This is a genomic window from Pseudoalteromonas sp. SG43-7, assembly GCF_014164295.1.
Taxonomy (GTDB): domain Bacteria; phylum Pseudomonadota; class Gammaproteobacteria; order Enterobacterales; family Alteromonadaceae; genus Pseudoalteromonas; species Pseudoalteromonas rhizosphaerae.
In genome coordinates this window covers 38,483-54,628 of the sequence record NZ_JACJEY010000002.1, presented here as the reverse complement: position 1 = coordinate 54,628, position 16,146 = coordinate 38,483, and the positions used below count along the sequence as shown (strand labels likewise).

Below are 16,146 nucleotides of genomic sequence, written 5' to 3'. Positions count from 1 at the left end.
ATAAGTAAGGCTTGCAGGTGTTTGCGCCAGACTTAGTCAGTGTATTTTCATTTAGCTGCAATTATCCGCTTTTTAGGGGAGCAGATACAAGTAATAGTCGTGGTTAATTGGAAAAAGAGTAATGCTCGCGAGGGTAAAGTTAGCAAGGTTAAAGGCCAAAGTTGTTAGTGTGTTTGAATTTACTCAAGAGAGTACTTTACATTAGACTGATACAGAATTAGACAAATTGCATGGTGCGCATGAGATGCAAGAACCCCAGCGGCCATCTCGTTCAGCTATCAGTGAATAGCGCTATGTCACCTTGCTAGTTTTGACACTTGGTATTATAATTAACGACAATTGTCGCTGGAGGTGTTTATGGAAACTTTAAAGTTTGATTTTATAAAAGTAGTGAGTGGTGGGTTAATCACTAACAACTCTAATGCATTAGAAGAAATTACTGTTGCTACTACAGGCTTGAAAGCTTCGTCTATTTTCCTTCTTAGTAAATCGCTTGGATGGGAACAAAAACTCATAGCTAAGACTATTGGTACTACTACGCGAACATTAGAGCGACATGTAAAAGAGCGCAAACGTTTAGGTATTAACTTAAGTCAAAATGCATTGGAAGTTGCACGTTTGTCATCTATAGGTATTTCATACTTTGGTGATGTAAAACGTTGGAATGAGTGGTTGAACACCGCTCATACGCAGTTCGATGGCAAAGCGCCAAAAGAGTTTTTGCATACCATTCGCGGCCGTGAGTTAATTAAGCGAATTATTTATGGGCTAGAGTATGGATTCACTGCTTGATGATTTGTTATAGAATTGCCCCAACTGAACATAACAATTCAAATAACGCGCTATCAGGCCTAGGTGGGCTTTATGCAGAAGGTAGATGGCACATGGCTGGTAAACCTGTTGTTTACACAGCAAGTAGCCGCTCCCTTGCAATGCTTGAGAGGTTAGTGAACGACTCTACGGATATACTTAACAAGCAGCTATCAGTCACATCTATATTGATACCTGATAAACTGAAAATTAAACGCTTGGTTGTATCTGATCTACCAAGTGACTGGGATGATCACCCTTATATATTAAAAACCCAAATAGTGGGTAGCGACTGGTTAACGAGTATGGGAGAAGCTGTACTGCAAGTTCCTTCATCTGTTTGTTCAGATGAATATAATTTTATAATAAATCCCGCACATACTGATGCGCATGAAATAAAATGCGTTGAATGCCAACCATTTAGTTACCCTAAAAGATTGGCTTTAAAGCTTTAGTAAGCGGCTGATTCGACCGCTTACTATCAGCTTGAAAATATATTTTCAACCACTCAGGCATGTTTTTAGAGCCTATTTTCATTGCTTCCAATAAGTGCTATTTATACAAAACAGTTCAGACTGTAAGCAAGAATCGCTATTCACTAATTATACTGGGTTTAATTTCTTAAACTGTGTGTCTGCCACAATTTAACAGAGCGTAGCGAAAACCTCGGGTGCTTGATTGCAGGCCGGGTGGGGAGTGTTCAAAAATCAGTTAGTCGAATTAGATAATAAAGAAAAGCACAGTGCTCAGTTAGGACTACTTTAAACGGGGGCGCTTGCGGGCGATTCTTTAATCTATTGATTTGATAGATAGAATAACTTAACCTATCTCATCTTAACTTTATTTAATAATCTAGGCAATAATAAGCACTTATGAAACAACTCTTTGTTAAAACACTGTCGGTCATTTGTAGTCTTTTATTTCTAATTATTAGTATTCTATTGATTTTCGGAATACTCACTCGTCGCGACGAGAGCTTAAATCTTTTTTTGTATATCCCATTCATATTTGCTCCGTACCTGTATGTTGTAGTTCGAGCATGGGAAGATAATATTTTAAAAAATCAGCATTTGATCATACGATTCATCATTCTCTGCTCGGTATTACTATTGATATTTCCTAGTGTGTTTGGTTACTTCTTATCAACAAGAGTTTATAAAATAACCTCTATTTTCTATTATACTAGTTCTACCTCTACTGCTGAAGTAGCGGTGTGTGAGCTTATAGGTTTGTTATTACTTCATTCGTTATTAACTTATTATACGAAAAAGCGAATAATACCAAATATATAAATTTAGTGAACAATTTGTTAGCGTGTATAAATTTTCAATAACAAGGTGCGTGATTGACTATGACATAGGGCCCGTAGTGGAATATTACAGGAGTAATTATTGAGTAATAGTTGGCTTATTATTTTGATTGAAAGCAACGTAGCTATTAGATAGTTAGGTCGCCTTAAAATGAACTTTCATTTAATGCAGTTGGCGCAAAGCCTACGTTAACAGACACTTTACTAAACGTTGTGTCATCGACGACATAATAGGTAGAAAGTAGAAGGCAAAGATAAGTAAAGAGATAAGTAACTTTCAGATTTTATCTCTGCTTATTTATCTAGGAGTATGCCAAGCCAATAAAGACATTGTTAAAGCCGCCCCCTAATCCCATATCACTCTAATTAATGGTATTCTTAACTTTATTTTTCTATTTTTTTCTTTTTTCACAATAGAAAGTGCCGAGATTAATCACCAAAGGAATTACCAAACCGACCAAAAAAGCAATTAACAATATGATTGACAAGTTGGTGTAATAGATAATGGAAGGCCACCCTCTTTGGCTTTTTTTATAAGTTAGAGGCCAACCATGGTTGATAACTATTTTGGTAGTGAGAGTTTCAAGGCTGTACCCCGTTTTTATGCTTGATTTTTCTTCATGTGAAAGCATTATGGATGCTACTATTATAAAAATAAATAAGAGCTGGATAAACAAGCTTTTGGATGGATAAATAGTCTTGAGCATAATGATTATGGCTTTTTTAGATGGCTAAGGATATATGCGTTCAGTATAAAGAGGGCGTTCCTATTTTACAACTCATGCATACCAGCGTGAAAAACGCTTAGAAAGTACAATCACAGGCAAACAATCTAAAAGATCTTACGTTTTGCAGGCATTTCACGCCAAAATAGTTGTTAGCTTAAAAATCCGGCCACTTAGTAAAAAGTTAAATAGTATCAGTCAGTTATTTTTTTTCGAATAATTTGACTTTAATAGGGATAATGACCCATTTAATAGCTGAAATTAAAGTACCAAGTACCAAGTACCAAGTAGCAATAGAAATGTTTTGAGCCTAAAAAGTAAATTTAGTTGTACAGTTTTGTTTGCTCAATTAAAGTGGCTGTATAGTTAAATGGGTTTGTTTTTAACCTTCACCTCGCTAACTTTTTCCTGCACCTAATTCTCCTAAGCTATCACAGCTGCATTAAAAGCTAGTAATTAACTACACTAAAAGCTAATTTTCAACTTCAGCAAAAACTAGCTGTGTTAACATGAATCAAGTGTCAGTAAAGCTTACACATTCTCTAGAGCGATTAAAGCTATTGCAAGATAGTGGCATTATTGCTGTGCAATCGAAAATGCTTGAGCGCACCGATAGAGAGCGCTTGACTAAGCATGGCTTCATTAAAGAGGTAATGCGAGGTTGGTATATTCCTTCAAGCCCAGATGAACAGCAAGGCGATGTAACGCTTGCTATACGTCCTTTTGTGTGGCATATATGGAAGCTTTAGAAATGGCAAGTGTAGAGCAAAATATTACTCCTTTTACAAAATTTCTAGCTTCGTTATTATATCCGATTCTTTCCTTGATAAAAAATTAGCGCGGGTATTTATTTCCCGCGCTGAAAAGCTAGACCATTTTTAACCTTTGTCGTTATGCTATCACTAGAAACCCGACAAATGCACAGGCTGCTGCGATGAGTGTATAGGGCAATTGAGTAATTGCGTGACTCATTAAGTTACAGCCTGAACCTTGTGCTGCAAGGACAGTTGAATCTGAGTAAAAACATGCTTGGCTACCAAATGATGAGGCAGATAACAGCGCACCAATCACCAGCGGTATATTTGCATCAACCGCGACTGCCAGAGGCATCACAATAGGAATTGTTACCGCAAAAATACCCCAGCTTGAGCCTGTAGCAAACGCCAAAATTGCCATTGCTAAAAACACCACTGCAGGTAAATAGCCTGCGGTCATGAATGGGCTTAAGGAATCAATTACAAACTGTGGTAATAGTAGTTGGTCGCACACATCTTTAAAAATAAATGCGGCGATCACAGTTCCTATTGCTGGCAACATGCTTTTAAAACCATCGAGCATTTTTTCAATCATTTCGGCAAATGGCATTAGCTTTTGCAGCATATAAAATGGCAGCGTCACGGCGAATGTCGCTAATAACCCTTTGTATACATCAATGTCAAAATACACAGTGAACGCAACGAGCAATAATATAGGCAGTAAAAAGTTGTACAGTTTGCCGTGGCTGTCTGCGCTTTCAAAGCTTTCTTCAACGGCTTTTACTGCGTATTCATCGGCAGTTTGCACTTCGTTGTACTGTGCAGGATCTACTTGCGGTTGTTCTTGCATCGCCTGTAATTGGGCTTTTTTCATCGGCCCAAATAAAGGGATAACACCAAGTACCACTAATGGCACAAGTAACACGGCAAACCATGCATACAGCATATAGGGTATTGCTTGAATATACACAGCAATACCTTGGCCTTCGACGGCTATGTTGTTATCAACCAACAAGCCGCCAAAAAACACCGCCCAGGTAGACAGCGGCACTAATACACAGATTGGCGCTGCGGTAGAGTCGACCACGTAGGCAAGCATTTCACGGCTGATTTTAAATTTATCGGTAATGCGTTTCATGGTTTCACCCACGGTAAGCGCATTGAGGTAATCGTCGATAAAAATCACGATACCGAGCAAAAAGGTCATGATCAACGATGAGCGTGGGCCTTTACAAAAGCGCAGCGCAAAACTACCAAATGCTGCTGCACCACCGGTGCGCACGAGCAATGCGATTAACGCACCAAAGCCACCACACACTAGAATAAGCCAGCCGATTGTTTCATCTACCATTACTTTTAACGATGCCGCAGCAAAGTTGCTAAGCATTTCAACAGGATTTAGCATAGCAAGGCCAACAAGGGCACCGATCAGCAAAGATAAAATAGGACGACGTAGCACGATCGCCAAAACCACCACTACAACTGGCGGCACAAGACTTAACGCAGAAGGTTCGAGCATTTAAGTATTCACAAAATAAAAAGCATTTGAGTAATTGGCTCAAACTGCTTAACAAAAACAAAGAATGTTAGCCCAACGGCTGATATTCCAAGTCACTGCTTTTGCACGCAGAAGTCACTGTTAGGTTTCGCGGTGGGTTTAGCACAATTGCGACACAGTAAAATGCGTTGGCTTGGCGCCAGACGGTGCAGGGGATGCATGCCGCTATTGTTATGCCGATAAAAACATCAGCGGGAAAATAATCTGCAATTGCGTTCGAGTCAATAAAAACTTTTAATTTAGTTAAAAATTCTTAATAGATGAATATTAATGCTTGCATTGTTTAGGTGAAACACCAAATTTTTGCTTAAACAAACGGCTAAAATGACTGGGATTGGTAAAGCCAAGATCGTAGCAAACTTGGCTTATTTGTTGTCCTGATTGTAGAAGTTGGCGAGATTTCTTTAATCTTAGCTGTTGTTGCCACATGGCCGGAGTTTGCCCAAAGGCGAGTTTGAATTGCTGGTAAAATTTACTACGGCTCATGCAGGCTATTTTACATAAAGTATCGATATCTAAAGTTTGATTAAGATGTTCTTTAATAAAATGTAGGGCATCGGTTAATGGGCATGCAATAGTTTGTTGGCAATTGGCGAGCATTAAATCGCGGCTTTGTTGTTGTAATAATCGAGTGATTAACTCATTTACTGATAGATCAATTAAATAATGACGATCTTGCTCGTTTTCGCTAAATAACCCAATCATCCGTTCAAGTAATTGTTGGGTTTGTTGATTGTGTTGGGTATGCACCAGCTTTGGAATGTAATGAAAAAAATCATCGCTGCTTATTTGCTGCTGCATATTTAGCGCGTCAGCTACTTGGCTGATTTTATCGCGGCTAATTTCGATAGCCAAACAGGTGGTAGGTTGCTTCATTGATGCTTCTGGGAAGTCGATTAAAACCCCTTGTTCGGGTGCTAATACAAATGATTGCTGGGGTAAAAATTCTTCATGGTAGTTACTGTCAGCAACGTGCATCACTTTTTTACCGCTGATCATGCCGCAAAACAGCAGTTCGCTGGAATGCAGTGCTACTTTTTGTGCGTCTTGGTAGGTGTCGTAAATGCTCAGCTCGGCGTTGTCTGAGGCAAAAGTAATTTTATTTTCGATCAGTACATCAACCGCTTGGCGCTTTTTAGTCAGTTTTTCAGTCAATAACGTGGTATTCATTTTATTTCCTTTAAACACGACCAACAGAGTTTGGACGCACAGACATGTTTTTTGGACAGCTAATCAAGTTTTTATGCTTCTTATAAGCTAATGTCAACAGGTGACGGATAAATAAACAACAATCTCCCGTCAAACTTAGTCAATTTGATTAAATTTAAAAAGCAACATTTTGAATAAAGGACACACACAATGATCTATGCAAATCCTGGCAGCGACGGCGCACTTATTAACTTTAAATCCCAGTACGGTAATTACATTGGCGGACAGTGGGTCGAGCCTGTAAATGGTCAGTACTTTGATAATATTAGCCCCGTTAATGGTAAAGTATTTTGTAAAGTACCACGCTCTGATAAAGCGGATATTGAACTTGCCCTTGATAAAGCCCACGCTGCAAAAGCTGCTTGGGGTACAACTTCAGTAACGGCTCGTAGTAATATATTATTAAAAATAGCTGATCGGATAGAGCAAAACCTTGAGCTTCTTGCAGTTGCCGAAACGTGGGATAACGGTAAAGCCATTCGCGAAACATTGGCGGCAGATATCCCACTGGCGGCAGATCATTTTCGTTATTTTGCCGGTTGTATTCGCGCCCAAGAGGGCAGTATTGGCGAGATAGACGAAACCACAGTCGCGTATCATTTTCATGAGCCACTGGGCGTTGTTGGACAAATCATTCCGTGGAACTTCCCAATTCTAATGGCCGCATGGAAACTCGCACCAGCGCTTGCCGCAGGTAACTGTGTGATACTCAAACCGGCTGAACAAACACCAGTATCTATTTTAGTGTTGATGGAAATTATTGGTGATTTATTGCCTGCAGGCGTGCTTAATGTAGTAAATGGCTACGGTAAAGAAGCGGGCGAAGCGCTGGCAACCAGCACGCGTATAGCTAAAATTGCTTTTACCGGCTCAACTCCTGTTGGCTCACACATTTTAAAATGTGCCGCTGATAACATTATTCCATCAACGGTTGAGCTCGGTGGTAAATCACCGAATATTTTCTTTAACGATGTAATGGAAAAAGACGATTCCTTCCTAAGTAAAGCCATTGAAGGCGCAGTACTTGCGTACTTTAACCAAGGTGAAGTGTGTACTTGCCCATCGCGACTATTTATTCAAGAAGATATTTACGAGCAGTTTATTGAGCGTATTTTAGAGCGCACATTAAAAATTAAACGCGGTAACCCGCTTGATAGTGAAACCATGGTAGGCGCACAAGCGTCTAAAGCACAGTTTGATAAGATTCTCAGCTATATTGAAATTGGCAAAAAAGAAGGCGCACAAGTACTTACTGGCGGCAATGTAGAGCAACTAACAGATGAGCTAAATGGCGGTTATTACATTCAGCCAACGCTGTTAAAAGGCACTAACGATATGCGGGTATTCCAAGAAGAAATTTTTGGCCCGGTGATTTCAATGTCGACCTTTAAAGACGAAGCCGAAGCACTCGAACTGGCTAATAGCTCTGAATTTGGTCTAGGCGCAGGGGTATGGAGCCGCAACATGAACCGTGCTTATCACTTTGGCCGCAAAATAGAAGCAGGCCGTGTATGGACCAACTGTTACCATATGTATCCTGCACACGCTGCGTTTGGTGGTTTTAAAAAATCAGGCATCGGCCGCGAAACCCACAAGCTTGCGCTTGACCATTACCAACAAACTAAAAATTTATTAGTAAGCTACAGCGAAGATCCGCTCGGCTTCTTTTAAATAAAGCGGTTAAGCTTAAACAAATAATTTTTATGAGTAATGAAAGCGCTGTATTGTTGCAGCGCTTTTTTACTTTTCTAAAGCACTGCGCTTTATATCCTCAAACACCTGTAATACCTTCCAAAATGACAATTAAAACAACACCAAGTCCTCTTTTTATATTTTTCGTGAAATAGAAGTAACCGATTGAATCAAAATAGGAATTCGACTGTGGTTAATACATCAATAAAAAATAAATTAAAAACGAATTACTCTTCAGGCTCGTTAGGTTTTTATGGAGGCTGGAGTGCAATCTAAGCTGCTAAAAATTAAATCCCAATTCCTTGAAGTCATTTAGATATTTTGAGCTCTTATATGCGCAAAAATATTGAGTTTGCAAAAAGCGAGGCGGAGCAAAAGGATCCCTTTGTGATGTCGTATTTTATGAAAAAGATGATGAATTTGAATATATTTATGCAAATATCTTTTAATGTCCTAAATTTTGTGAGGCTAGATATGCACTATCTTAGGCAAAGATATTTATGCCTGTTGCTTTTTCGTTTTACCCAACACCCTTAAATTTAATGAGTTTAATATAGCAATAAATTAAGTTGTTTGTTAAAACACTTTGAGTGTAAGTATGTTATCGGCAGTACTATGAGTGAATATAGTATGCTGATTGCTCCAGCAAAGAAATTCAACAAAGAGCCTGCACAAAGAAATGCACCTTGATACTATATGTCTAATGATAATGGGTATAGCAAGTAATATGTGAGGTTATAGCAATGAATCAATTAACTGAAAAAACGATAGCATGTCCTTATTGTGGTGAGAATATTGACGTGCTGCTCGATCCGGCAGATGTTGATCAACAATATATTGAGGACTGCCAAGTCTGTTGTAAGCCTATTAATTTTTTGGTTTTTGAAAATATAGATGAAGAGCTTTCAGTGACGGTTTTTAGTGATGACGAAGCTTATTGACTATCTTTATAGGCACTTACACTCAGCAAGGTTTGGGCAGTATGTTTAGCTGCAAAGCAATGCAGTAATATATAAAAGAGTATGATTAACCAACATAAAAAGCGCTGCAATTAATTGCAGCGCTATGGTTGCATTACTTAATGGTTATTAACGGTCTAAGTTCATTACTTTAGTCCATGCCGCAACAAAGTCTTCTACAAACTTTTGCTTTGATGTATCAAAGGCATATACTTCTGCAACTGCACGCAGCTCTGAATTTGAACCAAAGATAAGGTCAACTGAAGTGGCTGTGTACTTTTGCTCACCTGATTGACGATCAAAGCCTTGATAAATCCCCGCATCTGATGACTTTTTCCAAACCGTAGACATATCCAATAAATTAACAAAGAAATCGTTATTTAGAGTGCCTGGCTTGTCAGTAAATACGCCGTAGTCAGTGCCTTTATAGTTCGCATCAAGCGAACGTAATCCGCCTACTAATACCGTCATTTCAGGCACTGTTAGATCAAGTTGATCTGCTTTATCTATTAGCATTTCAGTTGGCGATTTGTAGCTTTGTTCAGCATCAAAGTAGTTTCTAAAGCCATCGGCAGGCAGCTCTAATAAACTAAATGCATTAACGTCAGTTTGAGCTTGCGTAGCATCGCCACGGCCAGCATTAAACGGTACGTCTACTGTGTAGCCTGCATCTTTCGCTGCTTTTTCAATCGCTGCATTACCAGCTAACACAATCAGGTCGGCCAGTGACACTTGGCTTTTGCTAAAGAAACTATCATTAAAGTCGGTTTGAATCGCTTTTAAGGTTTTGATTACTTTTGCTGTTTCAGCTGGATTATTCACAGCCCAGTCTTTTTGTGGTGCAAGTGCAAGGCGTGCACCATTAGCACCACCGCGCATATCGGAATGACGGTAGCTTGCTGCAGATGCCCATGCAACACGTACTAGCTCTGATACGCTAAGACCTGAATCTAAAATACTGGCTTTAAGCTCTTTTACTGCGCCAGCATCAATGTTTGATTGAGTCTCTGCTGAAATAGGATCTTGCCAAATTAAGTCTCCTTTAGGAACTTCTTTACCTAAGAAGTTACGTGGTGGCCCCATATCTCGGTGAGTCAATTTGTACCATGCTTTAGCAAATGCCAGTTGATACTCTTTAGGGTCGTTTAAAAAGCGTTCAGCAATTTTGCGGTATTCAGGATCGAATTTAAGTGCTAAATCTGCAGTCGTCATGACTGGTGAATTAAACTTACCTTTCACATGAGCATCAGGTACGGTTTTGTGCATAGATTCGTCGGTTGGGATCCATTGGATCGCACCCGCTGGGCTGCGAGTTTGTTTCCACTCAAAGTTAAGTAGATTGCTAAGGTACAGTGATGACCAGCGAGTAGGAGCTTGTGTCCATGCGCCTTCTAAACCACTTGATACGGTATCTTCAGAGTGGCCTTTACCACATTTGTTTTTCCAGCCTAACCCTTGTTCTTCAATGCCTGCTGCTGCGGGCTCTGCACCCACACAATCTTTCGGTTTGTGCGCACCATGCATTTTACCAAAGGTGTGGCCACCTGCGATAAGTGCAAGAGTTTCCTCGTCGTTCATGGCCATGCGAGAAAACGCCACACGAATATTTTTAGCTGAACCGATTGGATCAGGAACCCCTTTAGGGCCTTCAGGATTTACGTAAATTAAACCCATGTGAGTTGCACCCAATGGGCGTTCTAATTTGCCGCTGGCATCTTCACGGTCGCTGGCAAGCATTTCTACTTCAGGGCCCCAGTAAACCATGTCTGGTTCCCAGTCATCAGTCCGGCCGCCGGCAAAACCATAGGTTTCAAACCCCATGTTTTCTAGAGCAACGTTACCGGCTAATACGATTAAATCTGACCATGAAAGTGCTTCTCCGTATTTTTGTTTAATAGGCCAAAGTAGACGACGGGCTTTATCTAGGCTTACGTTGTCTGGCCAGCTGTTGAGAGGTTCAAAACGTTGTTGACCGCCACCAGCACCACCGCGGCCATCAAGCGTACGGTAAGTACCTGCGCTGTGCCATGTCATACGGATAAAAAATGGCCCATAGTTACCAAAATCCGCCGGCCACCAATCTTGAGATTGTGTTAGTAGGGCATCAATATCACTTTTTACTGTGTCTAAATCTAGGCTATTAAATGCCTTGGCATAATTAAAGTCGGCACCGTAAGGGTTTGAGCGTTCATCATGATCACGCAGAGGTGAAAGGTTAAGTTGATCTGGCCACCAAAACTGGTTTGTTCTGGTTGCGCCCATTTTAGCTTCACCCATGCCAACAGCACCTTGTGGCTTTGACATTTGTGGTTTTTCTTGGCTAACAGCGGTGCCAGATATAAGTGCCATACTTATAAATCCAACAAGCGCTTTTTTATTGAATGAACGGTTTTTCATTGTCAGCTTCCTTAAAGTTAACGAATTTCGTTATACAAAGCGTATTACTACTTTAAACAGAGATCTCAATCGTTTTAAAAATTATTGAGTTGTAAATTTGTTTGCTCAAGTGAGGCTTAATCAAGCCTGAATAACAAAGCAATGAAAAGAATATAGCAACGGGCTGAAATGTGTGTGCGAAATAAAGCGATTACTACAATCTATAAATATGATTGATTTTGTTTTAGTGATTAGATAAATGGATTGTTTTTACTTAAGGCGGAGGGAGTAATACAGATAAAAAAGCCCAGCCAAAGCTGGGCGACTACAAAAAATCTAGTGCACTTTAATTAATTTACTCGTTATAACACCTGAGGTCATTGACCCTGATACGTTTAATGCGGTGCGTGCCATGTCTATTAATGGCTCAATTGAGATCAGTAACGCGACTATCTCAACCGGTAATCCCATGGTCGGTAATACAACCAATGCAGCAAACGTTGCGCCACCACCTACTCCGGCAATACCAAAAGAGCTTATAACAACAATGCCAATTAACGGTAAAATAAATTCGAATGTCAGCGGATCAATTCCTACGCTGGGTGCTACCATCATTGCCAGCATGGCTGGGTAAATACCGGCACAGCCATTTTGGCCAATAGTGGCGCCAAAAGAAGCCGATAAGTTAGCGATAGCAGGCGGCACTTTTAGCTGGTTAATTTGTACATCCACATTCATAGGAATAGAGGCTGCTGAACTACGCGAGCTAAATGCAAAGGTCAGTACTGGCCAAATTTTTTCAAAGTAACTCTTAGGGTTCACACCAACTAGGCTAAGTAATAAACCATGAGCAATAAACATTAATAATATAGCGACATAGGAAGCCACAATAAACGCCAGTAAATTAACAATATCATTGCTACTTGAGTTTGCCACAACGCTTGCCATTAACCCTGCGACGCCATAAGGCGTTAGCGCTATCACCATTCTTACTAAGTTCATTACTATGGCTTGTAAGGCGTTAACACCGTTGCGAATTGGATCTGCTAGTTCGCTACGTTCAAGCATCACCTTGCGTGCGGCAATCCCTACAAGGACACCAAAAATAACGACGGCAATTATAGAGGTTGAGCGTTGGTTACTTAAATCAGCAAATGGATTTTCTGGAATAAAGCTCAATAGCATTTGTGGCACACTTAAATCAGCTACATTGGCTGCTTTACCCTCTAGCGTGCTCATTTTTGCTGCCTCACGGGTTCCCGAAACTAAGCCTTCAATACTTAAATTAAAGCCATAGGTTACGGCAATACCAATTAAGGCTGCAATTGCCGTAGTAAAGAGTAAAACAGCAATACTAATGAACGATATTTTGCCCAAAGAGCCTTGGTTTTCTAGTTTCACCACGGCGGCAATCATAAACACCAATACCAATGGCATGATGATCATTTTTAATAGCCCAACATAGCCTTTACCAACAACACTTACCCAACTTAAAACGTCATTAATAGACTCTGGGGAGTGGGAAAATAAAAATTGTAAGGCTAAACCAAAAGCACTACCAACAACTAAGCCAAATAAAACAGTGCGAGATAAGGTTTTACTTTTTTGCGAAAAAAGATAAATCGCAAACAGCAAACCGACAAATAATGCCAGCATTAATAAAACAGCAAGCGACATAGCATCCTCTTTAAAGCTGTGAATAAGCGCGGCACTTTAGCGTTTTGTATCGGGTAACGAAAATACACTTTTGATATGCTATAGAACAAATTGATATGTGCTAATAATGTTTGAGTATAAAAAATACTATTGTACACAAATATAACCGTTGAGCTTCTATTTAAAGGTGCTAATAATCAATGGTAAATTAAGCAATGATAAAAAACAGTATGAATGGACTTCTTTGGTTGTTATTTAGATCTTAATAGCGTGTTTATTCGTATCAAAAATTTGTATTCAAAAGAATTTTTCCTAATCGTTTATTAATTAATAGTGAGAACAGAGATGTTGCGATCAGTTGTTGGTTTAATGTTTTTTATTTTTTTAAGTGGGTGTTCGAGTCAATACCCAAATCAGAACTTAGTCGGTAAACAGTTTCCAACTATCAGTGGTGAAAGCTTGGAGCAACAGCAATTTACTATCCCTACAGACTTTAACAACGCACAGACATTACTGTTAATTGGGTATAAACAAGATAGTCAATTTGATATTGATCGCTGGCTTATTGGCTTGGATATGAGTGGCATAAACGTCACCGCTTATGAGTTACCCACAATTCAAGGCATGGTGCCGCGTATGTTTAGTACTTTTATTGATAGCGGTATGAGAAAAGGCATTCCTAAAGAACTGTGGGGCGGGGTGATCACTATTTATAAAGACGGTGATGCAGTACAAGCGTTCACTGGTAATGAAAATCCGAATAATAGCCGCATCGTATTAATTGATGGTAGCGGTAAGATTATTTACTTTTATGATCGGGGTTTTTCGGTTGCTGCATTAAATGAACTAAAAATGGTGATAGATAAAAAGCAGTAATACCCTGTAATGACCCAAACATAGGCTGCATGTTTGGGTCATTTATTTTTAACTTAAGCTGCCTCTTACTCCGTTATTTTTATCAATCATTTTTATAGCAAGGATAGTCACTGTAACCTTGCTCAGTCCCGCCATACATAGTGGCTGCATCGGCTTCATTTAATGGCCATTGATTTTTTATGCGCGCTGGTAAATCAGGGTTTGCAATAAAAGGGCGACCAAAAGCAAATAAATCACCGTAGCCTTTAGCTAACATCGCCACCGCTTTTTCAACAGTGTACTTACCAGCGTAAATAATACGCCCAGAAAATTCAGCTCTAGCTGCTTGATAAAATAGCTCTGGTAAATCAGGAGCATTGTCCCAATCAGCTTCTGCAATTGAAAGGTAAGCAATACCGGCTTGTTCAAGTACTTTAATCGCTTCAATGTAGGTATGATGTGGGTCTGATTCTACTAACCCTAAATAAACACGGGTTTCATCAGTACTGCTAAATAAGGGCGCAAATCTAACCCCTAAGCGCTCAGGGCCTACTACGTCACTTACTGCCGCGACAATTTCTTTTAAAAAGCGCAGGCGATTAGTAAGAGATCCGCCGTATTCATCATCTCGTTTATTGGTGTGCTCAGAAATAAACTGATTTACTAAATACCCATTAGCACAATGCAGTTCTACACCATCAAACCCCGCTTCTAGCGCATTACGGGCAGCTTGTGCATACATGCCAACAAGCTCTTTTACTTCATTGGTTGTTAAAGCTTGTGGTTCACTTGGATCGGCTAAAGCGCCTTGAGCCGGTCCTGTTTCAATAAAGACTTTAACGCTATCAGCTATTAGAGCTGAGGGGGCAATAGGTTTGGCTTCATTAGGCTGTAAGCTGGTGTGTGAAACGCGGCCAACATGCCAAAGTTGAGCAAAAATAATTCCACCTTCTGCATGTACTGCATCAGTTACTTTTTTCCAACCAGCTATTTGTTGATTAGAATGAATGCCCGGTGTCCAGGCATACCCTTGTCCTCTTGGTTCAATTTGAGTGCCTTCGGTAACCATAAAACCAGCACTAGCACGCTGTGCATAATATGTGGCCATCACCTCGTTGGGGATATTGCCAGGAACCGTGCTACGTGAACGTGTAAGTGGCGGCATTACAATACGGTTTTTAAGTGTGTATGGGCCTAAATTGATTGATGAAAATAGACTGTCGATATTTTTACTTGGTTGACTCATTTTAATACCTTTTAAATTAATAATGCTGTTTAGTGCCAATTACAATGCTGGTGAGCATAGGGATTAAAAGGTACAATTTGAAACAATGCTTTTTTGTTTAAGATACAATTATGAATGGTATATCTCGGCTTGATATAAAACAATTACGAATATTGAGTGCATTACTTAAACTAAAAAATGTGTCGGATGTGGCCCGCAAAATGGGCTTAACCCAGCAGGCTATTAGTGAGCAGCTGCGAAAATTGCGTGACTTATTTGACGATCGGCTTTTTATTCGCCAAGGCAATACAATGGTTGCAACACCTAAGGCAATTGCACTAGAGAAGCCCGTTAATCAAATATTAACTCAGGTAGAAGCGTTATTAATACCTAAACAATTTATCCCAAGTAGCTACAAGGGCGTATTTACAATAAGTGCGACTGATTACGCTATAGCAGCTCTTTTGCCACAATTATTAGAAATAACAAGACGCGAAGCGCCAGGATTAAAGCTGATTATTCGTGACTTTGCCTCTGATAATGTTAATCAATTAATAAGTGCAGGAGAGCTGGATTTATTAATTAGTTTTCCTGAATTTATCCCTGCAAACTTAATCTATGACACATTATTTGAAGAACAACATATTTGTATTGCGGGGAAAAACACGGTATTTTCTTCATCGACGTTGAGCCTTGCTGAAGTGGCCGCACACCCTCAATTAGTGGTTTCAGCGTCACGTGCTAACTTACGAGGCTCTCACGACCAATGGTTTGCTGATAAGGGCTATGCGCGCAATATTGTTATGTCAGTGCCTGGCTTTTCATTTGTCCCCGATTTGCTTTGCAGTACTGACTTAATTGCTTTTTACCCATCGCGTTTACTGCCAAACGCCAAAGTGAAACAGCTTGAAGTTGAATTATTACCACCGCCATTTAAGGTGATTGCAGCGTGGCATCCACGTTCAAATAACAGCGATATTCACCAGTGGTTAATAGCGCAATTAAAACGGATTTAGT

The 16,146-nt window shown here is 39.9% G+C and carries 12 protein-coding genes; 7 read left to right on the top strand and 5 right to left on the bottom strand.

Features of this window, described 5'->3' with window-relative positions; translation table 11 throughout:
• Window positions 1-357 precede the first annotated feature (357 nt).
• The 3 genes from H5200_RS01095 to H5200_RS01085 all read left to right on the top strand — a co-directional run bounded on the left by H5200_RS01095 (window position 358) and on the right by H5200_RS01085 (window position 3,593).
• A complete protein-coding gene (locus H5200_RS01095; RefSeq protein ID WP_182760761.1) occupies window positions 358-792 on the top strand; it encodes an antitoxin Xre/MbcA/ParS toxin-binding domain-containing protein in 435 nt (144 codons plus the stop codon).
• Complete coding sequence (locus H5200_RS01090) at window positions 792-1,265, top strand: RES family NAD+ phosphorylase (protein ID WP_182739518.1); 474 nt, start codon at window positions 792-794, stop codon at window positions 1,263-1,265. Before H5200_RS01095 ends, H5200_RS01090 begins: the two co-directional genes overlap by 1 nt.
• A 2,088-nt stretch (window positions 1,266-3,353) precedes the next feature.
• Window positions 3,354-3,593: a hypothetical protein gene (locus H5200_RS01085; protein ID WP_182717570.1), complete on the top strand. Its 240-nt coding sequence runs from the start codon at window positions 3,354-3,356 to the stop codon at window positions 3,591-3,593.
• Window positions 3,594-3,735: 142 nt separating this feature from the next.
• On the opposite strand, the gene H5200_RS01080 is transcribed toward H5200_RS01085, so the two are convergent.
• On the bottom strand, window positions 3,736-5,118 hold the full coding sequence (locus H5200_RS01080; RefSeq protein ID WP_182717569.1) for a Na+/H+ antiporter NhaC family protein: 1,383 nt from the start codon (window positions 5,116-5,118) through the stop codon (window positions 3,736-3,738).
• A 306-nt stretch (window positions 5,119-5,424) separates the two neighbouring features.
• On the bottom strand, window positions 5,425-6,327 hold the full coding sequence (locus tag H5200_RS01075) for an AraC family transcriptional regulator (RefSeq protein ID WP_182717568.1): 903 nt from the start codon (window positions 6,325-6,327) through the stop codon (window positions 5,425-5,427).
• A 189-nt stretch (window positions 6,328-6,516) separates the two neighbouring features.
• Here H5200_RS01075 and H5200_RS01070 point away from each other — a divergent pair, with 189 nt between their 5' ends.
• Together H5200_RS01070 and H5200_RS01065 are read left to right on the top strand one after the other, a co-directional pair.
• Window positions 6,517-8,037, top strand: a complete 1,521-nt coding sequence (locus tag H5200_RS01070; RefSeq protein WP_182717567.1) for an aldehyde dehydrogenase family protein — start codon at window positions 6,517-6,519, stop codon at window positions 8,035-8,037.
• Between the two features lie 764 nt (window positions 8,038-8,801).
• Window positions 8,802-8,999: a CPXCG motif-containing cysteine-rich protein gene (locus tag H5200_RS01065; protein ID WP_145234329.1), complete on the top strand. Its 198-nt coding sequence runs from the start codon at window positions 8,802-8,804 to the stop codon at window positions 8,997-8,999.
• A gap of 147 nt (window positions 9,000-9,146) precedes the next feature.
• On the opposite strand, the gene katG is transcribed toward H5200_RS01065, so the two are convergent.
• Both katG and H5200_RS01055 read right to left on the bottom strand, forming a co-directional pair.
• Complete coding sequence (katG, locus tag H5200_RS01060; protein WP_182760760.1) at window positions 9,147-11,414, bottom strand: catalase/peroxidase HPI; 2,268 nt, start codon at window positions 11,412-11,414, stop codon at window positions 9,147-9,149.
• A gap of 315 nt (window positions 11,415-11,729) precedes the next feature.
• Window positions 11,730-13,070: an L-cystine transporter gene (locus H5200_RS01055; protein WP_149979997.1), complete on the bottom strand. Its 1,341-nt coding sequence runs from the start codon at window positions 13,068-13,070 to the stop codon at window positions 11,730-11,732.
• A gap of 324 nt (window positions 13,071-13,394) precedes the next feature.
• Between H5200_RS01055 and H5200_RS01050 the strand changes: the two genes are divergently transcribed.
• A complete protein-coding gene (locus H5200_RS01050; protein WP_145234322.1) occupies window positions 13,395-13,925 on the top strand; it encodes a hypothetical protein in 531 nt (176 codons plus the stop codon).
• Window positions 13,926-14,007: 82 nt separating this feature from the next.
• Here H5200_RS01050 and H5200_RS01045 read toward each other — a convergent pair whose 3' ends face one another.
• A complete protein-coding gene (locus H5200_RS01045; RefSeq protein WP_182760759.1) occupies window positions 14,008-15,150 on the bottom strand; it encodes an alkene reductase in 1,143 nt (380 codons plus the stop codon).
• 110 nt (window positions 15,151-15,260) lie between these two features.
• On the opposite strand from H5200_RS01045, the gene H5200_RS01040 reads away from it, so the two are divergent.
• Complete coding sequence (locus H5200_RS01040) at window positions 15,261-16,145, top strand: LysR family transcriptional regulator (RefSeq protein WP_182717564.1); 885 nt, start codon at window positions 15,261-15,263, stop codon at window positions 16,143-16,145.
• Window position 16,146 lies beyond the last annotated feature (1 nt).